General features: G+C 35.5%; 22 protein-coding genes. 9 read left to right on the top strand and 13 right to left on the bottom strand.

What is annotated here, in order from left to right:
* Positions 1 to 8: 8 nt before the first annotated feature.
* Complete coding sequence (trxB, locus tag AACZ41_RS07250) at positions 9 to 992, top strand: thioredoxin-disulfide reductase (protein WP_339627708.1); 984 nt, start codon at positions 9 to 11, stop codon at positions 990 to 992.
* Positions 993 to 1,062: 70 nt separating this feature from the next.
* Here the strand turns inward: trxB and AACZ41_RS07245 are convergent, their stop codons facing one another.
* The 8 genes from AACZ41_RS07245 to AACZ41_RS07210 form a co-directional block, all read right to left on the bottom strand.
* On the bottom strand, positions 1,063 to 1,509 hold the full coding sequence (locus AACZ41_RS07245) for a hypothetical protein (RefSeq protein WP_339627698.1): 447 nt from the start codon (positions 1,507 to 1,509) through the stop codon (positions 1,063 to 1,065).
* Between the two features lie 118 nt (positions 1,510 to 1,627).
* Positions 1,628 to 2,674: an aminotransferase class I/II-fold pyridoxal phosphate-dependent enzyme gene (locus tag AACZ41_RS07240; protein ID WP_339627697.1), complete on the bottom strand. Its 1,047-nt coding sequence runs from the start codon at positions 2,672 to 2,674 to the stop codon at positions 1,628 to 1,630.
* Positions 2,674 to 3,684 carry a dipeptide epimerase gene (locus AACZ41_RS07235; protein WP_339627696.1) on the bottom strand — a complete coding sequence of 337 codons (1,011 nt, stop codon included), beginning with the start codon at positions 3,682 to 3,684 and terminating at the stop codon, positions 2,674 to 2,676. Before AACZ41_RS07235 ends, AACZ41_RS07240 begins: the two co-directional genes overlap by 1 nt.
* Positions 3,685 to 3,772: 88 nt before the next feature.
* A complete protein-coding gene (locus AACZ41_RS07230; protein WP_339627695.1) occupies positions 3,773 to 4,504 on the bottom strand; it encodes a head GIN domain-containing protein in 732 nt (243 codons plus the stop codon).
* A 96-nt stretch (positions 4,505 to 4,600) separates the two neighbouring features.
* Positions 4,601 to 6,388 carry a PspC domain-containing protein gene (locus tag AACZ41_RS07225; protein ID WP_339627694.1) on the bottom strand — a complete coding sequence of 596 codons (1,788 nt, stop codon included), beginning with the start codon at positions 6,386 to 6,388 and terminating at the stop codon, positions 4,601 to 4,603.
* A gap of 2 nt (positions 6,389 to 6,390) precedes the next feature.
* Positions 6,391 to 6,726: a PadR family transcriptional regulator gene (locus AACZ41_RS07220; RefSeq protein WP_068484071.1), complete on the bottom strand. Its 336-nt coding sequence runs from the start codon at positions 6,724 to 6,726 to the stop codon at positions 6,391 to 6,393.
* 163 nt (positions 6,727 to 6,889) lie between these two features.
* The gene (locus tag AACZ41_RS07215; RefSeq protein ID WP_339627693.1) at positions 6,890 to 7,342 is read right to left on the bottom strand and encodes a nuclear transport factor 2 family protein; all 453 of its coding nucleotides are present in this window, start codon (positions 7,340 to 7,342) and stop codon (positions 6,890 to 6,892) included.
* The gene (locus tag AACZ41_RS07210) at positions 7,342 to 7,824 is read right to left on the bottom strand and encodes a DUF4870 domain-containing protein (RefSeq protein ID WP_339627692.1); all 483 of its coding nucleotides are present in this window, start codon (positions 7,822 to 7,824) and stop codon (positions 7,342 to 7,344) included. The genes AACZ41_RS07215 and AACZ41_RS07210 overlap by 1 nt, the downstream gene beginning before the upstream one ends.
* A gap of 194 nt (positions 7,825 to 8,018) precedes the next feature.
* Here AACZ41_RS07210 and AACZ41_RS07205 point away from each other — a divergent pair, with 194 nt between their 5' ends.
* The 3 genes from AACZ41_RS07205 to AACZ41_RS07195 all read left to right on the top strand — a co-directional run bounded on the left by AACZ41_RS07205 (position 8,019) and on the right by AACZ41_RS07195 (position 10,184).
* A complete protein-coding gene (locus AACZ41_RS07205) occupies positions 8,019 to 8,474 on the top strand; it encodes a DUF4442 domain-containing protein (protein ID WP_339627691.1) in 456 nt (151 codons plus the stop codon).
* A 160-nt stretch (positions 8,475 to 8,634) separates the two neighbouring features.
* A complete protein-coding gene (locus AACZ41_RS07200) occupies positions 8,635 to 9,432 on the top strand; it encodes a TIGR00266 family protein (protein WP_339627690.1) in 798 nt (265 codons plus the stop codon).
* 98 nt (positions 9,433 to 9,530) lie between these two features.
* Positions 9,531 to 10,184: a DUF2461 domain-containing protein gene (locus AACZ41_RS07195; protein ID WP_339627689.1), complete on the top strand. Its 654-nt coding sequence runs from the start codon at positions 9,531 to 9,533 to the stop codon at positions 10,182 to 10,184.
* Here AACZ41_RS07195 and AACZ41_RS07190 read toward each other — a convergent pair whose 3' ends face one another.
* Entirely contained in the window at positions 10,185 to 11,753 is a 1,569-nt protein-coding gene (locus tag AACZ41_RS07190; protein WP_339627688.1) for a M81 family metallopeptidase, read from the bottom strand.
* A gap of 319 nt (positions 11,754 to 12,072) precedes the next feature.
* Between AACZ41_RS07190 and AACZ41_RS07185 the strand changes: the two genes are divergently transcribed.
* Complete coding sequence (locus AACZ41_RS07185; RefSeq protein ID WP_339627707.1) at positions 12,073 to 13,773, top strand: GMC family oxidoreductase; 1,701 nt, start codon at positions 12,073 to 12,075, stop codon at positions 13,771 to 13,773.
* Positions 13,774 to 13,776: 3 nt separating this feature from the next.
* Positions 13,777 to 14,373, top strand: a complete 597-nt coding sequence (locus AACZ41_RS07180; RefSeq protein WP_339627687.1) for a gluconate 2-dehydrogenase subunit 3 family protein — start codon at positions 13,777 to 13,779, stop codon at positions 14,371 to 14,373.
* A 7-nt stretch (positions 14,374 to 14,380) separates the two neighbouring features.
* Here AACZ41_RS07180 and AACZ41_RS07175 read toward each other — a convergent pair whose 3' ends face one another.
* Complete coding sequence (locus tag AACZ41_RS07175; protein WP_339627686.1) at positions 14,381 to 16,108, bottom strand: amidohydrolase; 1,728 nt, start codon at positions 16,106 to 16,108, stop codon at positions 14,381 to 14,383.
* 278 nt (positions 16,109 to 16,386) lie between these two features.
* Between AACZ41_RS07175 and nudK the strand changes: the two genes are divergently transcribed.
* Together nudK and AACZ41_RS07165 are read left to right on the top strand one after the other, a co-directional pair.
* Complete coding sequence (gene nudK / locus AACZ41_RS07170; protein ID WP_339627685.1) at positions 16,387 to 16,968, top strand: GDP-mannose pyrophosphatase NudK; 582 nt, start codon at positions 16,387 to 16,389, stop codon at positions 16,966 to 16,968.
* A gap of 23 nt (positions 16,969 to 16,991) precedes the next feature.
* Entirely contained in the window at positions 16,992 to 17,492 is a 501-nt protein-coding gene (locus AACZ41_RS07165; protein WP_339627684.1) for a peptide-methionine (S)-S-oxide reductase, read from the top strand.
* Here AACZ41_RS07165 and AACZ41_RS07160 read toward each other — a convergent pair whose 3' ends face one another.
* Positions 17,493 to 18,761 (bottom strand): D-alanyl-D-alanine carboxypeptidase, encoded by a 1,269-nt coding sequence (locus AACZ41_RS07160; RefSeq protein WP_339627682.1) that lies wholly within the window; start codon positions 18,759 to 18,761, stop codon positions 17,493 to 17,495.
* Positions 18,762 to 18,900: 139 nt separating this feature from the next.
* On the opposite strand from AACZ41_RS07160, the gene AACZ41_RS07155 reads away from it, so the two are divergent.
* The gene (locus AACZ41_RS07155) at positions 18,901 to 19,098 is read left to right on the top strand and encodes a hypothetical protein (RefSeq protein ID WP_091619038.1); all 198 of its coding nucleotides are present in this window, start codon (positions 18,901 to 18,903) and stop codon (positions 19,096 to 19,098) included.
* Between the two features lie 497 nt (positions 19,099 to 19,595).
* On the opposite strand, the gene AACZ41_RS07150 is transcribed toward AACZ41_RS07155, so the two are convergent.
* Positions 19,596 to 20,531 carry a LysR substrate-binding domain-containing protein gene (locus tag AACZ41_RS07150; protein WP_339627681.1) on the bottom strand — a complete coding sequence of 312 codons (936 nt, stop codon included), beginning with the start codon at positions 20,529 to 20,531 and terminating at the stop codon, positions 19,596 to 19,598.
* Positions 20,532 to 20,685: 154 nt separating this feature from the next.
* The gene (locus AACZ41_RS07145) at positions 20,686 to 21,372 is read right to left on the bottom strand and encodes a Pycsar system effector family protein (RefSeq protein WP_339627680.1); all 687 of its coding nucleotides are present in this window, start codon (positions 21,370 to 21,372) and stop codon (positions 20,686 to 20,688) included.
* Between the last annotated feature and the right edge of the window lie 95 nt (positions 21,373 to 21,467).

The raw sequence follows: 21,467 nt of genomic DNA, 5'->3' as shown, positions 1-21,467 counted from the left end.
TTGATATTATGTCTGATAAAATAGAACGCGTAAAAACATTAATTATAGGATCTGGCCCAGCAGGCTATACAGCAGCTATTTATGCTGCACGTGCAGATTTGAAACCTGTCATGTACACTGGTATGGAACCGGGAGGACAATTGACAACTACTACAGAAGTAGATAATTTTCCAGGCTATCCAGAAGGTATCGATGGGCCTACCATGATGGTACAACTGCAACAACAAGCTGAGCGTTTTGGTACTGAAGTTAGAATTGGTATGATTACCTCGGTTGAATTTTCAAAGGAAAAAGGGGGAATTCACAAAGTAGTTGCAGATGGAGAAAAGCAAATAGAGGCTGAAACCGTTATTATTTCTACAGGTGCTACAGCTAAATATTTAAATATACCTAGTGAGCAACGTTTACGTGGAGGTGGAGTTTCTGCTTGTGCTGTTTGTGATGGTTTTTTCTATAAAGGCCAAGATGTTGCCATAGTTGGGGCAGGAGATACAGCTGCTGAAGAAGCATCTTATCTAGCGAATATTTGTAATAAAGTGACCATGTTGGTGCGAAAAGACGAAATGAGAGCGTCAAAAGCAATGCAACATAGAGTTAACAGCCTAAAGAATGTTGAGGTTCGTTACAATACAGAAGTTGACGAAGTTCTTGGTGAGCAGGTTGTAGAGGGTTTACGAGTAGTAAACAATCAAACAGGTGAAAAAGAGGATATCGCTATTACTGGTTTATTCATTGCCATTGGGCATAAACCGAATACTGATATTTTTAAAGGCCAATTAGATATGGATGAAACAGGATATCTAATTACTAAAGGTAAGTCTACCAAGACCAATATGCCGGGGGTATTTGCTAGCGGTGATGCTCAAGATAAAGAGTATAGGCAAGCGATAACTGCAGCTGGTACAGGCTGTATGGCTGCTTTAGATGCCGAACGTTATTTAGCTACAATAGGTTCTGTAGAAGAGCCGATAGCAGATCAGTATAATTTATAGGTTTAAAAATAGTTGTATAAAAAGTGCCGTTTCGTAGAAACGGCGCTTTTTAATTATAATTGAATTTAAGCTAATCAATTCTCTTGTAGTTTTCTGAGAAAGTCCTATTTCCATCTTCATCCAAACTTATTTGACTGAACTTATCATCACCAAGCTGAAGTTCGAAAGTAAAAATCCGCATGGTGTCCATGGCCATTATCATTTCATTATCGCCGTATTCAATAGTTTCGATAAGCCTATCATCGGAAATACTATAGGTTCCGTATCCGAAACGTCCTATTTTGTCAACAGGTACATAACGGCTCCACATAATTTTTCCATTATAATACATTTTAACTTGTCTATAACCATCAGTAGTCGGCACGGTATCGATAATTTGTTGTCCATCGTAATTGTAGAAACTTTCTAATTCCCATGTGCCTTGAATAGTATGCATATAATTCTCGTTGATTGAATTTGTCGAGGCAGCTGAAACCAAGACAAGCATCAATAAAACCAATCCTATAATTTTTTTCATGGTGGTGTTTTTTTAGTTAATAATACAAATGATTATCTACTAAAAAGATACGAAATAAATTTAGAATATGTTAAAATTTTAATTAAAAAATTAAGAATTTAATAATAATAAAAAATGATTATTGAATATTATAGATTGACAGTGTGTTAAGTGTTTTGCAAAGTTTGAGAATATCTGCTTTTTGATGGGAAGAATTCAGAACAATGCGACTCATTAGATCATCATCTTCGGTAGGGTAGCGAAAATTGGTGACCAAAATACCGTTTTCGGCTAGTAGTTTTGCTATTTGTTCATTTTTAAAGCTAAATGTAGGGTGGCCTTTAGAAGCTGAAAAGAATAAAGGGTTAGCTAAATTTTTCAAGAATAAGGCTGTATTGCGATGTAATTGGTCTCTTTTAACTGAAAAAGTAGATTGGGCATCTATTAACGTAGCTAAAGCAGCTGGAGTAGATGGACTTGAGCCACCAAAAAACTGGGTATCTTTTAGATTTTCAATTCTTTGATGATTGCCGAAAATTGCACCTGCCTGTATGCCAAAACCTTTTCCTAAAGAGCAAGTGACCAAGAGTTCTTTTGGTTTTAATGATTGTAAGTAAGAGAAACTACCTCCACCATTTTTACCGGTTATTCCAATGCCATGAGAATCGTCTATAACGAGAATTATATTTTCTAGCGGTAATTTCTGCAGTGGTATGTAATCGGGGTAATTATTGCCATTAAAATCAATACTATCTAAAAATAGGACTTGCTTTTCCCCCAGATTATTTAAAATATCAGTTTCAAGTTGCTGCCAGCTTTGATAAACTTCTTGTCGTCCTCTAAATAACGCAGAGTGGGTATTAGGCGCATAATATAATTTATAGTCTTCATTATTGAAATAATCACAGACCAACTGACCGGCCAAATAGCCTGAAGACATGGTAATACAGCTTTCACTGCCTACTGTATTTGATAAGTAAGATTCAGCCTTATCAAAAATTGAAATGCGAATATTGGATTTTCGTGATGCACTATATGAAGTGCCATACTTTTTTATGTTTTTAACGAAAAGTTCTTGGAATTCATGGTCTGTTTGCAGACCTAAGTATGATGTACCACCAAAATATAGAAAGTCTTTACCATCTTTAGTAATCACTCTACCAGGAAATTCATCAATAGTAATCATTATAATAATTGTACACCAGTACCGGCTAGTTTAGGGAAAATAACTTTTCCGTTTGGTTCAATACGAACTCCTGTTGCAATATCACTTTTTAAAAGCAGTGCACCGTCCATATCCACATAATCTAATTGTGGAAGTAGTTGTGCAATTGCGGAAATGCCAACTGTAGACTCTGTCATACAACCAACCATAACTTTAAGGCCTAAATCCTTTCCTTTTTTAATCATGCGTAAGGCAGGGGTGAGCCCTCCGCATTTAGTCAGTTTAATATTAATACCACTAAAATGCAGTGCGCATTTTTCAACATCACTTTCTACAATGCAACTTTCATCGGCCATTACCGGTAGAACACTATGGTGCATAACTTCTTCCATACCCGACCAATCATCAGCTTTTAGCGGTTGCTCTAAAAACTCGACACCAAGTTCTTTTAAAAGAGGCGCATTAAAAATAGTTTCTTGAGCGGTCCATGCACAATTGGCATCTATTCTAAAAATGGCATCGGTATGATTTCTGAGTTCTCGTACAATAGCCACATCATCGGCCGTACCTAGCTTAATTTTGTAAATGGGCCATGGCATTTCTTGCATTTTGGCCAACATTACGTCAACAGAGGCTATACCTATGGTGTAGTTGGTGATAGGATAATTTTCAATGCTTGTACCCCAAATTTCATATAATGGCTTGCCTAATAGCTTTCCGTAAAGGTCGTGGGCAGCCAAATCTAAAGCACAAATGGCAAAGTTCGATAAGCCTTTATTCACCAAAAAGGCATGAAAAATTTCTGGCGTAGTAAATTCAAACTTTTCAATTTCTTGTGAGATGGCTCCAATTTCACCCATCATACTCTCTATGGTGATTTTATAATATGGATTCGAGGTTGCTTCACCGAACCCAGTTTGGCCATTTAGTGTTAAAGAAGCTATCATAGTATCTTGAAAATCATGTGATTCTCTTGAGATGCTAAAAGTGTGCTTCAATGGTAATATGAATTTCTTTAAATTTACTTGCATGGTACTAATATACATATTAGGGTTTGACTAAAAAATGAAAACCCACTGATAATTCAGTGGGTTTTAAAGTTATGTTGATTGATGAATATTAATACTTATGTACGCTACCAGAAACCGATTTGTTCTTCTGAACAGATGGGTTGCCTTTGTATGATATATTGCCACCACTAGATGCTTCAGCGGTAAGATTATCGGTAACATCAATGCTAATATTTGCGCCACTACTGGCATCTGCATTACAAGCTAAGGTCTGCAGTTCGTTGGCTTTAATATTAGCACCGCTACTGCCATCAACATATACTTCTTTGGCTGTACCTGCAAGTGAAATGTTTGCGCCGCTACTTGCATCAATTTCCATATTGGTAACAGTAACGTTGGCATCTATAATAGCACCGCTACTTGCATCAACTTGTAGTTTTTCGGCCTGTATCATATTTTCTGTGGTTAGATGAGAGCCACTAGAAGCGATTAGACTAGAAACTTTAGGCATGGTTACAAACACTTTTTTTGTAGCCCTACCGATGTTCTCGATAGCATGAATTTTTAGTTTACCATTTCTTATGTCGGTACCTATCAAATCCATGATATTTTCGTCTGCTTCAACTGATATGTCAAAATCAGAACCTTGGGTTACAAAAACATCGATACCTTCAGATGCTGACACTTCTGTAAACTCTTCAGTAATTTCTCGAGTTTCTTCAACGACAACGCCGTTTCCTTTTTCACCGGAGCCAAAATCTCCGAAGTTAATGTCAAAGCCACAAGAGTTAAGCAAAAGGGCCAGGACAAGTGCGATTGTAATTCTTACTAGTGTTGTCATGATTGTTTGTTTTTAGATTGATGTAAAAATGATTGTTTTATAATTTTTCTACGATTAATAATTACTCAATTGTAGATTTTGGTATATGAACTGTAATTAGTTGATACTATCATTAGCGTCGATTTTTACGCCGTTCTCGTCTAATTTCATTTTAAAGGATTCACCATTGTCATTGACATCGATATCAATACCGTTTTCATTGATTTTAATTTTACCCTTTTCCCCATTACCGTTGATGTTAATATCAATACCTTTTCCATTGATGTTAATGCGATTTTCTTCATCATCGTCATTAGCCTCATTCATAGATTCAGGACAGTCTAAGCATTGTAATTCACCGTTATCCGCCATTTTCCAAGTATACCCTTCAAGATTATCAACTTCCTTATCAGTTGTCATGGTAGTAATCCAATCTCTACTACTTGCCTGTTCATAGGTAAGAATGGTACCCACAGGAAGAAATATATTGACACGAACTTCTTGATCCTTAAACTTTGGACCTTGAGTAGTTAAGTAATCGTTCAAAGAAATAGTGTTGCCTTTGACTTCGTACTCATATATAATTTGTTCGGCTATTATTTTTGCTTCTTTGTTCGATGGTCCATCAGCTTCTCTACGTACTTGAATACGTACTAAAGAATCTTGTGATTTACGAATACGGAATCTAACATCATCAGAAACTAAAACCTTATTGCCATCTTCATCATATGATATAAATGTATCACCCATATGCATATCTTTTTCATAATCGTATTCTTCGGTAGCTACTAGTCTAATCTGTAAGGTATCTGAAGCTATGATACCCGTAATTTCATTTTCTACCAAAGTACTGCCTGTGTAGGCGTGAGAGGCAGCCTCTCTAATGCCAAAGACGATTAAAAGAATTATAGAAATCAACCAAAGACCTAATAGTGAGAATTTAGCAATATTGCCAATAGACTTCAAGTTGTTGACTAATATTTTTAATCCTAAGTACATTAAGAAGAAAAACGGAATACCAACAGCAAAAAATGCTAATAACGACACTACCCAAATTGGCAGGTCTGTAGAGTTAACTACATTATAGAAATCGATACCAGGTACATGTATCACGTCTAGTATACCTACTGTGAAAAGACCAACGAACAATCCTATTAAAGTTGAAGCTCCTATAATTACCAATAGAATACCTATGAATTTGCCAAATATTTTGAAAAAAAACATGACAATATCACCAAAGGTGTCAAAGATAGTTTTACCTCCTTTTTTGACGGTGTTACCTACTTTTTCATAGTCAACACTTTTTACACGATCCGCAACGTCATCAAAACCCTCTTTAACTTTTCGCTCGATGTTGCTAATATTTACGGTTTCACCGCTCATATCTAATTTTTGGGCCGTTGTCTTCGCTTCGGGAATTAAAATCCATAATAATCCGTAGATGAATATGAAACCACCCCAAGTGAAAATGGTCAAGAAAATCCAAAGTAAACGAATCCATAAAGGATCAATACCGAAGTAATGTGCTAAACCGGAAGAAACTCCAGCAACGTATTTTTTCTCTGTATCTCTATATAGTTTTTTGACGCTATCCTTCCTGGAAGAAGTTTTTGCTTTTGGCTCATCTTCAAAGATATCCTCATCAACCATATAATCTTCTGGTTGCCCCATAATGGTAATGACTTCATCCACTTCTTTTTGTGTGATTACTTGCCTTTCATTTTCTAATTTTTCATAGAAAAGTTCGGCAATTCGTGCTTCTATATCGGCAATAATTTCATCACTACCTGGTGTATTGGCAAATGATCGTTTAACCGATTCTAAATACTTGCCCATTTTATTATATGCCTCTTCATCAATATGGAAGAGCATGTTCGCTAGATTTATATTTACTGTCTTGTTCATGATTAGCTGTTTTTTGTGTTGGTTACCAGGTTAGTGGCTTTTCTCAATTCATCCCAAGTGGTATCTAATTCTTTAAGGAAAAGTTTACCTGTCTCGGTTAAGGTATAGTATTTTCTTGGTGGTCCAGAAGTAGATTCTTCCCAACGGTAGTTTAGAAGACCTGCATTCTTTAACCTTGTAAGTAGTGGGTATATAGTACCTTCAACTACTAGCATTTTTGCATCTTTTAGCGTCTCCAAGATTTCTGATGCATATTTATCGTGTCCGTTTAAGATGGACAGGATGCAATACTCCAAAACCCCTTTTCGCATTTGCGCTTTTGTGTTTTCTACATTCATAATGTCTTTTTGCTTTTTATGCAGTCCCCTTTGTGGAGGGGTTTGCTCCATGGTGTCTGTTGTCTGCATAGGTTAACTGTTCGTTTTTTGTTCGATGAATAAACATCCTGATTGATTTTTGATTGATTAATAAACTCTTACGGGTGTGATGAATACCCTATTTTTAATGTAAACTGATTACCCTGCTCATAAGCCACTTACTGTCGGTCTTTTTCCAGATAACAATAAATTTTGTTGGCTTTGATATGGCATTAGGTTCTAGATTATTATAAAATTTGTGCATTCCAATTTGTACGGCACCAAAACCTTTAATGGGATGAACTTCTACGCTCTCTTCTATTAAGGTTCGCGTTACTTTACCACAGATATTTTTCTCTATACTTTTTAAAAGTTCAGCTTTGTCAGTTGCTAAACCGCCCATATCATGGTAAAACTCAATATCCTCATCGTAGAATTCGCTTTGTGTTTTCATATCACAATCATTATACGCTGTGAAATAAGTTTTATCTAATTCCATAATGGTATTGTATAGTGCTTTGTTTTCAGCATCTTGACTCTCAATGGTATTTGATACCAAAACAAGAGTTAGAACTAATATGATTTTAAAGACGCCCATTATTTAATGAATTTAATAGTTAATGGATATTCGAAATGTTCACCTTCATTTGTTTTAATAGTAGCTAAAATGGTGTAGACAATGTTAACAATGAATAATGCTGATTGGGCAAGGCCAAGTAATGCAACGGGTATCAACCAAGGGCCAAAGAAATCATCACTATTAAAATGAAATTCAACAAAATTGAAACTCTGAAGGTTTGAAAATCCAAAGTGATCAAAGTCGAAAATATTCGGAATTAACCCACCTAAGAAAAAAGGTATGCTAATCATACCTATTAGGATGGAGTAGAGTAGAAGACTAATCTGAAAATTTAAGGCCTGTTTGCCATTGTGATCAACAAATTCATATTCTTTCTTGTTCGCTGTCCATAAGACAAGAGGTATGATGAAATTCCCGAATGGAATAAGGAATTTTGAAAACGTACTCGCATGAATAAGTGCTGAGAGGTTTCGTTCGTGTTTTGTTACTGATTCTGTCATGATTGGTTCGATGTTGTTGATGATTGATTTTATTACTATGTAAAAGCTAATTACGTTGATAACCTATTAACTTCCTATGCAAATATATGTCTAAAAAAAGGTACTATGTAACACATAGTACTGATATTTAACAATATTTTAACATTTTAGTATGCTGTAAATAATGGCTATTTTTAGCAAAAATTAAAGTTAATATGGCCGTAACCGCTAGTAAATTCAATATGTTCTCATTTTTTAAACTACCAGCAGCATGGTGGTGCGGAGTACGTTTGAAAACCATAAATAAAAACATGGCCATTGTTACCGTAAGATATAGATGGATCAATCAGAACCCGTTTAATTCGATGTTTTGGGCGGTACAAGGTATGGCGGCAGAATTGTCAACAGGTGCTATGATGATTGACCAAATAGAAGCAACAGGGAAGAAAATATCGATGTTGGTGGCCAATAACAAAGCTAATTTTTCAAAGAAAGCTACCGGTAAAATAACGTTTACATGTAAAGATGGGCATTTGATTAACGAAGCTTTAGATAAAACAATCGCAACAGGTGAAGGACAAACCATCTGGATGAAATCTGTCGGAGTTAATGAAGATGGAGTAGTGGTAAGTACTTTTAATTTTGAGTGGACGGTTCGGTTGAAGAAGTAGTTTAGGTATGTTATTCAGTATGAAAATTATTGCGATTGAATTATTCATAAAATGCTTCTGATGTACTATATAATTAAATATTGTTCCAGAAAATTACTGATTAGTTGTAACAAAAGCACTTCTCTTTGCAACTAATTAGTATCAATCAAAAAAAATAAATATGAACGCACACGAAATTGACTACGAGATTTTTGGAGAAGAAATGCAATATGTAGAAATAGAGTTAGATCCGCAAGAGGCTGTTGTTGCCGAAGCTGGTAGCTTTATGATGATGGATGCCGATATTAAAATGAACACCATTTTTGGTGATGGTAGTAATCAAGACAATAGCGTTTTAGGTAAAATATTCTCTGCAGGTAAACGTATGCTTACAGGTGAAAGTCTTTTCATGACCGCTTTTTTAAATATTGGTAGAGGTAAAAAGAAGGTAAGTTTTGCATCGCCATATCCTGGTAAGATTTTACCAATCGACCTATCAGAAATGGGTGGTCGATTTATTTGTCAGAAGGATGCCTTCTTATGTGCTGCAAAAGGGGTATCGGTAGGGATTGAATTTTCAAAAAAATTGGGTCGTGGACTTTTTGGTGGAGAAGGTTTTATTATGCAAAAACTAGAAGGCGACGGAATGACTTTTATACATGCTGGCGGAACTTTAGCTAAAAAAACATTAGGCCCAGGAGAAGTACTTAAAGTGGATACGGGCTGTATTGTTGGGTTTACCAAAGACGTAGACTACGATATTGAATTTGTAGGCGGAATAAGAAATACAGTTTTTGGAGGTGAAGGATTGTTCTTTGCAACATTACGTGGTCCTGGTACCGTTTATATTCAGTCATTACCTTTCAGTCGTTTGGCTGGACGGATATTAGCATCAATACCAAGAGGAGGAAAGGATAAAGGTGAAGGTAGTATTCTTGGTACTTTAGGAGATATCGTTGGTGGTGATAATCGGTTTTAATAAATAAAAATTTAAAATCAAGTTCAAGGCACAAGCTCAAATTAAAAAAATAAAAATTTTGTATTTGAGTTTGATACTTGAGTTTGAAACTGAAAAGCATGAGTTTCAAAAAACAAATTGAATTCCTTAAAGAACTTCAGAAAAATAACAATAAGGAATGGATGGATGTAAACCGGAAATGGTATAAAGAAGTCCGTGATGAATATATTGGCTGGTTAAATAGTATGAATACTAGACTATCAAATATCGATGATGGATACTATGATACCCCTGGTAAAAAGGCAATTAACCGTATTAATAATAATCTCATGTTTCACCCTAACAGACCCGTGTATAAAGACCATTTTGGAGCCGGATTTGACAAAAAACCAAAGACAGCAGACTTCTATTTTGAGTTAGGTATTGATAGATGCATTTTCGCAGGTGGACTTTGGCGACCAGAACCCAAAGTGTTGCGAAGCGTTCGTGACGCCATAGATTATGATGGTGAAAATTTAGAAAAAATCTTAAATAAAAAGTCCTTCAAAACTCGTTTTGACGGACTTTATGAAGATGTGAAACTGACCAACGCACCTAAGGGCTATAACAAGGATAATCAATTTATTGAATTGCTCAAGAATAGAACTTTTGCCGTATTTCAAGAGTTTTCTACAAAAGAAACCAACAAGAACAATTTTGACGACCAGTTAATTGATGCCTATAAAGAAATGCTTCCCTTTAGACGTTATTTGAACAAGGCCATTACCGTATAATTATTCAGCGTTTGATGCCGGAATCCATCTTGCTTTCAAATCTGGGTTTGTCATAGCGCTGTCTAAAGGAAACATAGGTCTTTTAATTCTTTTATATCCTAAACGATTTAGGTCTTGATCAACCCCGCCAGGCGTCAATGCCATTATCCAATCACCACGCATATCATATAATTCAGGTACCAAATAGCCTATTTTCACTACGACGATATCCGTTTCTTTAGGGTTCAATCCTAAGTTGGTGAAATCGCTCAAATGGTGATAAGGCTTCCGTTTTTTAGTAACAATAATATCGATATTTCCCACCTTAACAACTACTTCAACTTCGGCATTGGTATCACCTTCTTTAATGGTGGTGATTGTTCCATCTAGCATCAAAGGTCCTGCAAATCTATAATCTACGGCAGCGCCTGCTTCGGCTTTAATTTTTCCGCCAATTCCAATTTGTAATGCTTTTTCCACAAATTCTGGGCCAGGTATAGAGGCATAAATAAGGGATTTTCCTTTTTTAAATTTAAATTCTGGTCTAGCTAGCAATTCTTGCAAGGTCCAAGTTACATCACCAGCACCTCCAGCAGTTGGGTTATCACCCATATCACTGATCATATAAGGTTTTTTATCACTGGCCAAGGCCAATTTCAAACTTTCATCTAACGTAGTTGTGGGGGCAACGAATTTAAATTGATTTCGAACATTCCAAAAGCTTTGTGCTAAATTCTCGGCGCCTTGTTCAACTTGTTCCTTATCATCACCCGTAACCATAACCACCGCATGGTTTCGTGGTTCATCTGCCCATGCATAGCCAATCCAAATTGCAGCATCAATTACACCCTCTTGTTTTGTAATGTCCGGTATTTTAGCATACAAGCTTTTGCCTGGTTCTATTCGTGTACTGGTTTTTTCACCAGGTAGAAGAATAGGCACAGGTACCCAAGCTTTATAGGCAGGTTTACCTTTACCATTTTCAAGTCTATCTATAAGATTTGTAACCGCTCTTTTTTTAGATTCGATAGCATCTTCATGCGGTGCCATTCGGTAACACGTAATTAAATCGGTATGTTTTGCTAATCGTTCAGAGACATTTCCATGTAAATCCATTGAAGTGGAGATCAGTACATTATTACCAATAACTGCACGTATGCGTTCTATTAAATCACCTTCCGGGTCATCAAGTCCGACCACACTCATAGCTCCATGTATATCAAAGAAAAGCCCATCATAGGGCCCATTTTCTTTCAAAAGCTTTAAGGTTTTGGCGACCAATGATTCATAAGCTTTTCTCGTTACTGTTCCTCCAGGCAGTGATTTTCCAACCAAAATTGGTATCCATTCGGCTCTTTGTCTTTGCAAAGAATCTACTTGAAGAAATGGATATCGGGTAAATACCGAATCTCCAATTTTTGCATGAAAGGCTTCTTCCGTAGAAAGTGCAGGAGAGAAGGTACTACTTTCAATACCTAAGCCCGCAATTGCAATTCTAGGTAATTGTATTTTCTCCTTTGAAGCTTTGTCTTCTTTACAAGACGAAGCAAAAACTAAAAGAATAACGGCATAAATATATAGGTTTTTCAAATTGGTGGGTTATTAATTGTTCGTGTTGAAAAGATAGAGAAAAAGCATTTTATAAGTCAATATTTTTGCTCTATAACTTGTTTAAAGCTATCAATGTTGCCAAATAATAAGTTTTAATTTGGGCTTTTAACGAAAAGGTTTTCGAAATAGAGAGATACTGCATCAGTTCGTGTAAAGTATGTAAAGTTAGACTTTAGTGTAAATTCAATATTTAGGATAAAATGATATTATTTTGAGTTTGGTACTTGAATTAAATGAAAATGCCTAAAAATCTATTTAATTGGTTAAATTAGGAATTGAAATCAACGCAACATTTATAATGGCAAATTTTAATATTGATGCTAAGAAGGAAATGACCTATGATGCCATAGTGATTGGTTCCGGAATTAGTGGCGGATGGGCAGCAAAAGAATTATGTGAAAAGGGATTAAAAACCTTAGTGCTGGAACGCGGACCAATTGTGGAGCATGTTGTAGATTATCCTACCATGAATTTAGACCCATGGGATATGGAACTCAGAGGGGGTTTGACTCCAGATCAAAAGGAAAAGCATTACAAAGGAATCCGTTCTGGGTGGATAGGTACAGATACCGAACATTTTTGGGCAGATGATGCCGCAAATCCGTATACAGAAGAGAAGCCATTTTTATGGTTACGTGGCCACCAAATGGGTGGTAAGTCTTTATTGTGGGGTAAGCAAACCTACCGATGGAGCGATTTGGATTTTGAAGCAAACGCAAAAGATGGTCATGGGGTAGATTGGCCTATAAGATATAAAGATATTGAGCCATGGTATACGTATGTAGAGAAATTTGCAGGTATAAGTGGTGAAGCATTAGGCTTACCACAATTACCGGATAGTCATTTTTTACCACCAATGGAATTGAACTGTGTTGAGAAACATGTTAAAGGTAGAATTGAAGAACAGTTTGCAGGTAGAAATATGATTATTGGCAGGGTTGCACACTTAACCCAACCACATAATGGTAGAGGCCAATGCCAAAATAGAAATAGATGTAGTAGAGGTTGCCCTTATGGAGCTTATTTTAGTAGTAATGCAGTAACCTTGCCGCCAGCGAATGCTACTGGTAATTTGACGATACGACCTTATTCAATTGTTCAATCGTTAATTTATGACGAAGCAAAAGGTAAAGCTACAGGAGTTCGAATTATAGACTCAGAAACAAACGAGGCAATAGAATATTCGGCCAAAATTATTTTTGTAAACGCATCTACATTAAGTACAACTCAAATATTAATGAATTCTAAATCTAAACGGTTTGAAAATGGATTAGGTAATGATAGTGGTGAGTTAGGACATAACCTTATGGATCACACGTATAGAGTGGGAGCGATAGGAAAAGTTGAAGGCTTTGAGGATAAGTATTATAAAGGAAGAAGGCCTAACGGCATTTACATTCCTAGATATGTAAATATTGATAAAAAAAGTAAATCAGATAAATTTTTACGTGGTTTTGGGTATCAAGGTGGTGCTTACAGAGGTGGTAATCCTGCCAATATAGAAGCCTTTGGAGCTGAATATAAGGATAGTATTTTAAAGCCTGGTGGGTGGGAAATGTTCATCACAGGATTTGCAGAATGTTTACCTTATCACGATAATAAAATTTCGTTGAACTCGGATGTGTTGGATAAATGGGGACAGCCAACATTAACCATTGATGCAGAGTTTAAAGCCAATGAGAAAGCATTGAACAAACAAATACAGGAAGATGCTGTAGAAATGCTAACGAAGGCCGGTGTAAAAGATGTTTTAGGCTTTGATAACGAGCATCCACCAGGATATGGTGTACATGAAATGGGTACGGCACGAATGGGCCGTGACCCTAAAACATCGGTGTTGAATGAATTTAACCAGGTTCATGCCGCTAAGAATGTATTTGTAACCGATGGAGCCTGTATGACATCTTCATCTTGTGTGAATCCTTCATTGACATATATGGCATTAACAGCGAGAGCAGCAAATTATGCCGTATCTGAATTAAAAAAATTAAATATCTAAGCTATGGACAGAAGAAAAGCGTTACGAAAAACAGGACTTTTTGCAGGTGCAACGATTTTGATGCCTTCCATGCTTTCATTATTTGAATCTTGTAAAACGGAAAATAGATTAGATTGGGAACCTTTATTTTTTACTGAGGTAGAAGCCAAAACAATTACATCTTTAATAGATATGATTTTACCAAGAACAGATACACCCGGCGGGTTGGATGTAAAATCTGATATCTTTATAGATAGGGTTATCGCTAAAACTTACGATAAATTAGGGCAAGAAAACATAAGAGCTGAAATAGCAGCTTTTAATGAAAATTGTAAATCAAAATATGGAGATGTTTTCTATGATTTGAGCGTAGCTGATAAAACTTCGGTATTGAATGAGGCCGAAAAGAATTCGGGTAAGTTCGGTTCGGGAGTTTGGGGTACGGGGGTAGGTCCTCAAGAAACCATCGGCTTTTATAGATCAATGAAGTCCATGGCTATTTGGGCCTATTTCACTTCAGAGGAAATAGGTGAAAATGTACTTAGCTACGACCCCATACCAGGCAAGTACGAGCCTTGTAAACCTTTGTCAGAAGTTGGAAATAAGTGGAGTTTGGGATAAACTTGAATTATTCACTTTTCTTATAAACAATATCGCCATTAAAAATGGTCATGGCTATTTCTGTTTTTAAGAATTGATTTTCGGGTATGGTCATTATATCTTGATTGTAAACAGTAAAGTCGGCTAATTTTCCAGCGGTAATCGAACCTTTAATATTTTCTTCGAAAGCCCCATAAGCTGCATCAAGGGTATAAGATTTTAAGGCCTGTTCTCTTGTCATTTTCTGTTCTGGTTCATAACCACCTTCAGGAGTACCCTTTAATGTTTTTCTACTTATACTGGCATACAAACTCGCAATCGGATTTAGCGGCTCTACGGGAACGTCGGTACCGTTTACAATAGGTATGCCGCTTTTTAAAAGGTCTTGCCACATATATGCACCTCCTTTAATTCGTTTTTCACCTAAACGGTCAATAGCCCATGGTCTATCGGAAGATAAGTGTACAGCTTGCATTGCCGGTATTACACCAAGTTTTGCAAAACGAGGAATATCATCAGGATGTAAATGTTGGGCATGCTCAATTCGAAATCGGTGATTCGTTTTTAAAACCGGCAACTCTTTGAAAGCAGCTTCATAACGGTCTAAAATTTCTTTGTTGGCACGATCTCCAATGGCATGGGAACAAACTTGAAATCCTTTTTTTAAACCATTTAAGGCAGTTTCTTGGACCATTTCCATGGGTAAGGTTTCATGTCCGAAGTGTCCTGGTCGGTCGGTATAAGGCTCTAACAGCCAAGCTCCACGAGATCCCAAGGCACCATCACAAAATAATTTTATGGACCGTATGGTCAAGCGATTACTAGGGTCTATAAAAGGACCTTTTTCATACCATTCATTCAATAGGTCTTTATCATCACCAGAAAGCATTGCATATATTCTTACGTTCATTTTATTAGCAGCCCTTGCGTTTTCAAAATCAGCTACAGTTTCTTTTCCAATACCGGCATCGTGAAAGCTTGTTATTCCATTTCTATGGCAGGCCTTTACAGCCAAATCAAAAGCTTTAGCTTTTTTTTCTGGAGAGTCTTGGGGAATAAATTGGTAGATTAAGCGTTGTGCGCGCTCATTGAAAATACCGGTAGGTCGTCCTGTCTTATCACGCATAACTTCACCGCCTTCAATCTCAAATTTATCAATACCTTCTTTTGATAATACTTGTAAACCGGCAATTTCCATTGCCTTGGCATTTGCAAAGCCTGCATGACCACTAGCATGAGATAGATATACTGGGTTATTTGGAGTTACGGCACTTAACATGTCATGTGTTTGAAATCCATTTACAGCATCTGCTGGTAATGAATCCCATTTGCTTTGGTGCCAGCCTCCTCCAATAATCCATTCACCCGGCTCTGCCTTTTTTACGGCTTCTGCAACGATATCTACAATTTCCTCATAGCTGGTTGTATTGAGTAAATCAATTTCTAGTTCAGAATTACCTAATCCCATAAAATGGCCATGTCCTTCTATTAAACCAGGGGTCATAGTTTTTCCTTTTAGATCAATGACTTGGGTTTTTTTGTTTTTGTATTTTTCGGCTTCTTCAAGATTACCTGCAAAAAGAATAATACTATCTTTCGTAACTACAGCTTCAACTAATGTTTGAACCGAATCAACAGTGTAAATTGGGCCTCCATATATGAGTAATGTTGCGGCTTCCTTTTTTGGACCAGAACATGCAGTACATAATAGGATACTTATTACTGAGCTCCAAAAAATTGAATTTGATAATTTCATTGGTTTGATTTTGAAAATTTAAGGTACGATTTTAAAGTCAAAATACTAATTAGGTTTTTTATTGGCCATTGATTTAATTACAAACGAAGGTGATTTTGTATCACGGATCATTCGGGTTGCTTGTATCTTGGTTTTTTGAAAAGTACGGGATAGGAAAGTACGCATTAAAATGCAATGTAATATGTAATTTTGAGAAAGGTTAGTAAGTGATGTTTAAGATTTAGAAATCATTTTAAGTAAAAATTAAAAAGAGTATTTTAAAATAAATGAAATTACAGATGCCAAACAAAAAAGTAAAAAATATTAAAAGAGAAATTCTATCGGATAACTGGTACACGCTTAATAAATACACTTTTGAATACCAAAAACCAGATGGCACCTGGGAAACCCAACAACGAGAGGCGTATGACCGTGGTAATGGTGCAGCTATTCTTTTATATAATGCTAATAAAGGCACTGTTGTGCTAACAAAGCAATTCAGAATGCCTACATATGTGAATGGTAACGTTGATGGAATGATGATAGAGGTGTGTGCCGGACTTTTAGATGGTGACAATCCTGCAGATTGTGTACGAAAAGAAACCGAAGAAGAAACTGGGTATAAAATCAGCAACGTTAAAAAAGTGATGCAAACCTATATGTCACCTGGTTCTGTAACAGAAATTCTCTATTTATTCGTTGGTGAATATGATGAAAGCATGAAAGTAAGCGAAGGTGGTGGTGCCGAAGATGAAACGGAGAATATTGAAGTCTTAGAATTAAATTTCGAAAAGGCAATGGATATGATTTCTACGGGTGAGATTAATGATTCAAAAACCATTATGTTACTACAATATGCAAAATTGAATGCGTTAGTTTAAGTTGATTCATCCGACAGAATAGTATGCAAAATTTTCGAAAAATAGGTTTTGGTGGTGGATGCCACTGGTGTACCGAAGCTGTTTTTATGGCTCTTAAAGGTGTTGCGAAAGTAGAGCAGGGCTTCATAGCACCAGAAGGTGGTATCGCTAACTTGTCAGAAGCCGTTATTGTTCATTACAACGCTGAGTTGATAGAATTAAAAGTTTTACTAGCCATTCATTTAGACACGCATCAAAGTAGTCAAAACCACTCAATGCGGCACAAATATCGTTTTGCAGTATATTATTTTAAGAATCAAGATGAAGATTTCTTAATTTCAATAATGACTGAATTTCAAAAAGAAATGAGCACTCCAATAATCACCGCTATTCTTCCCTTTGGTCAGTTTAAATTATCCGAAGAAAAATTCCATAACTATTATTTCAACGATACGGAAAAACCCTTTTGTAAGACTCATATTTCACCTAAGATTAAACTGCTTAAAGAGAAATATGCAAAACATGTTTCTACAATAGTGTCTTAGCTAATAGTTGTCTCGTAAAGTTTGTAGCATTTGTTCAAGGCGTAATCTTTCGTCTGATAAAGATTCCCTAAAATGATTATTCATAAAACTAAAAATCAGGGTCTTACCAGATTTGGTTAGCAGGTACCCACTTAAACAATAATTATTACTTAAACTACCTGACTTAGCATAGATGTAAGGTTGATCTTTACCAGCAAATCTATTTTTCAAGGTACCGGATAAACCACCCGCTGGGAAAATAGAGAACAGTCGTTCTTGTGGAACCATTGCATATAGTTTATCTAATACATTCACCATGTTTTGTGGAGTAAAAAGATTGTAACGCGATAGTCCTGATCCATCGACCCACCTAGGTTGTTGCGCTAAATATTGCAACTCATTTTCTAAGATATGTGTTCTAATTAAATTACTGTTCAATGTGTCTTTTAATTCAGAAACGGCCATGAACAACAGTTGTTCAGCAATAAAATTGTCGCTCTCATGCATCATTCGTTTATAAAGCGTATCCATTTCAATACCATATAAGGTCTCTTTATTTCCTAAAGGCATGGTTAAGGTTGTCGAAACTTTTTTGCCCAATGCTTGCTCTAGAATAGAAGTTGTGGTTTGTAGACTTGTAATAAAAGGAGTTTCTAAGGTGTCTGTAGATTGAGGTGGGTAATAGAAAATGTTTGAAGATTCATTTCTATTGTCCTTATGCAAAATTTCTATAACACTGTCTTTAAAATAAGGAGGAGATACTACCAGTTCAGTATTCTTATACGACAATACCACATTACCGTTTATAGGAAGTGCATTTCGTTCAGGAGAATAATACCATTGATAATCGTCCCAAGCCCATCCTGCACCATATTTTTCATCTTGAAAGTTCCCAGAAACAAACGTAAGGTTGCTTTGATATTTTAGAAAATGGAGTGAAGTAGAATCTTTTAAATAGGGATGTAAAAAAGAGGGATCTCCAGTTCCTTCAAAATAAAGGGTGTCATTAATATTTATATATCGTAGTGTCGGTGCTTTTCTTGGCAAAGTTTTTAAGGCAGCAAAAAGGGTGAAGATTTTTGTGTTACTCGCAGGTATAAAGTACTTATGGCTGTCTTGATTGTAGATGGTGTCTTTCGTTTTGGCATCGATTACCAAAACTCCTGTAAATTGATTTTTATAAAACGATGAGGAGAGGTTGCTATTCAGTTGCTTTGTAATAATGGATTTTTTTGCGCTACAGGCAGAGAGTGCTATGAAAATGGCAAGTATTGATATTATTTTTTTCATGACTTCTAAAGTACAAAACTATAGTCTTTGCACGATCCAAAACTTTAACACGGATGGTATTACTTTAACTTTTTGTATGCAATATTCAATCTACATTTCTGTTTACCTTTATTGAACAACCACTTAATCAATATAGTTCATGGCAAACTCAATGCTTGAGTATAGTAAAACAGTTCTTAAAAAAGTGAGTTTTGATACCCTTCTATTTTGTAAGGAGTTAAAAAAAGCCCTCTTGACATTACTACCCGATGAGGTAGAAGAATTAAAAGTTTGGTTAGAGAATTTTATAACAGACAAACCAGAATTACAGCAAAGTTTAATTTATTTAAAAGTATAAAAAAGAGCCACTTATTAGTGGCTCTTTTTATTAAGCACCCATTAGGTGATTTTGGCATCTTAATATAAATAATAAGAGGGCCATCAAATTTTCTCTTTCCATATTTCTAGTATTCTTACTCGGTTGTGAGAGTAACGATATAAACAATGATATACCAATCGACGAAACTAATATCTTAGGTGAATGGTTATTGAAAGAAACTTATATAAGTACTGGTGGAGCCTCTGAATGGCAAGATGCCAAAAAAGGATTTCGATATATTTTTAATAATGACGGTAGCTAAAGTAAAACCAATTTCAATAAAGAGATATAGCAAAGAGGTGATTATCAAATAAAGATAAGTGAACTTTATTTGTATTTCAAGACAGATGATAAGAAAGATACCTTAGGTTATAGTACTGATTTCAACGAAGAGCGTAAAGAACTAAGACTGTCGCCGTCTTATCCTTCGATATGTATTGAGAGCTGCTTGTATCGTTTCAAGAAGCAATAAAATTTTATTTATTCAACGGACTTATAATTTTCACATCTTGAAAAGCTATTGCGCCACGTACTACACTTGTAATCACATCTTTGAGCGCTTCGGTTATCTGGACCTTTAGTTCTTTTTTATGATAGATTAGGCTTACTTCTCTAGCTGGTGACGGGTCTTTAAAATACTTTAAGTTCTTTTTCTTGATATCATCAAGTTCTATTGTATTCAAATAGGGTAGAAGGGTCATTCCTAATCCTTCATTGGATAGATTGATAAGAGTCTCAAAACTTCCACTTTGCAAACTAAAATGTTCACCACCTAATTTAGGAGTCTTGCATAAATTCAAAACACCTTCTCTAAAACAGTGTCCGTCTTGTAAAAGTAGAATATCTTCAATATTTAAATCTTCAGGCGTAATTTGAGTATTATTTCCTAAACGATGTTCCTTAGGTACGTATCCAACAAATGGTTCATAATACAGTGGTCTTTCTTTAATGAAATCTACTTCTAATGGTGTTGCAGCTATGGCTGCATCTAAATGGCCGTCTTGTATATTCTGAATTAGATTTTCTGTACTCTGTTCTTTTATGATAAGGTTTACTTTCGGATACTTCTGTATAAAGGTTTTAAGAAACATTGGTAAAAGTGTTGGCATAATCGTTGGTATTATACCTAACACATAATCACCGCCTATGTATCCTTTTTCTTGTTCTACAATGTCCTTGATTCTGGCCGCTTCATTGACTATATTTTTAGCTTGTGCAACTATTTTTTTTCCAACTTCTGTAATAGTAATAGGTTTTTTACTACGGTCAAATAGCAGTATGTCAAGTTCATCTTCAAGCTTTTGAACCTGCATACTTAAGGTAGGTTGTGTTACAAAACTTTTTTCAGCCGCAAGGGTGAAATTCTTGTATTCTGCAACCGCGAGCACATATTGTAATTGTGTAATAGTCATTCATATAGTTTGTAGCTATAAAATTACTAAAAACGATTATCATAACCTATACTGTGGTATTGGAATACCTTTGGAGTTTTAAATATCTTTTCCTGTAAACTTATCTTTCAAAGATTATACATCTGGTAATTCTACCCATTAAATAACAGACTATCTATTTTAATATGAATTCAGTAAAAACATAGCATAGTACTGTTAAGAACAATATTGCTAGGCCAATAGCAAGAAAGCGAATAGCGTAATTAACACACTTAAATTTATAGGCAGATATTTTTGAATTGATAAAAACCTGTTGCCCCAAATGATCGAAGAGTTCTTCTTCGGTTAGACTTATGTTGTAAAAGGTTTGTGAAAACTCTCGAATTGTACCAAATTTTGAAATTATATCGCCAAAGAAAAATATATTGGGATCATAAGTGTCTTCAATTTTAGGGATGAAACATCGAATACTATAATAGATTGATATAATGGTGCTAATGACCCAAGACATAATCAAGATGTATATTAGCCATGTATTATCATCTTTCTGTAAAACGGTTACAATACTCCCATATATAATATTCAGTAATATTCCATAGAACGACAAAATTAACCCTGCCTTTATTTCGGAAGCCTTAATTAGGCTAAAAACATAATTAATACTGCCCCAATAATGATCTACAAGTTCTTCAGTATGGGAACTTTCACCTTTTATCAATTTAAATTTTTCGTAATCCTTTTTAGAAATATGTTCTTTATTTGATTGTTTTTTAATTTCTTTTTTGGTCATATTCCAAGTCGTAAAGGTTGCATTGAATATTTTTGGATACTGTATTTGCTTAGCAAACAATATTCTATCCAAAGTAAAGAGTTAAGGTACTAAGTTTTACGTAATACTCAAAAATGGTCTAAATAAAAACGGCCCTCTTTTTTGGGCCTGTTTTTATTAGTTCAATT

Origin of the sequence: uncultured Maribacter sp. (assembly GCF_963974015.1) — a bacterium.
Taxonomy (GTDB): Bacteria; Bacteroidota; Bacteroidia; order Flavobacteriales; family Flavobacteriaceae; genus Maribacter.
Note: the sequence above shows the minus strand (reverse complement) of the source record. Positions and strands in the feature narration are given on the sequence as shown.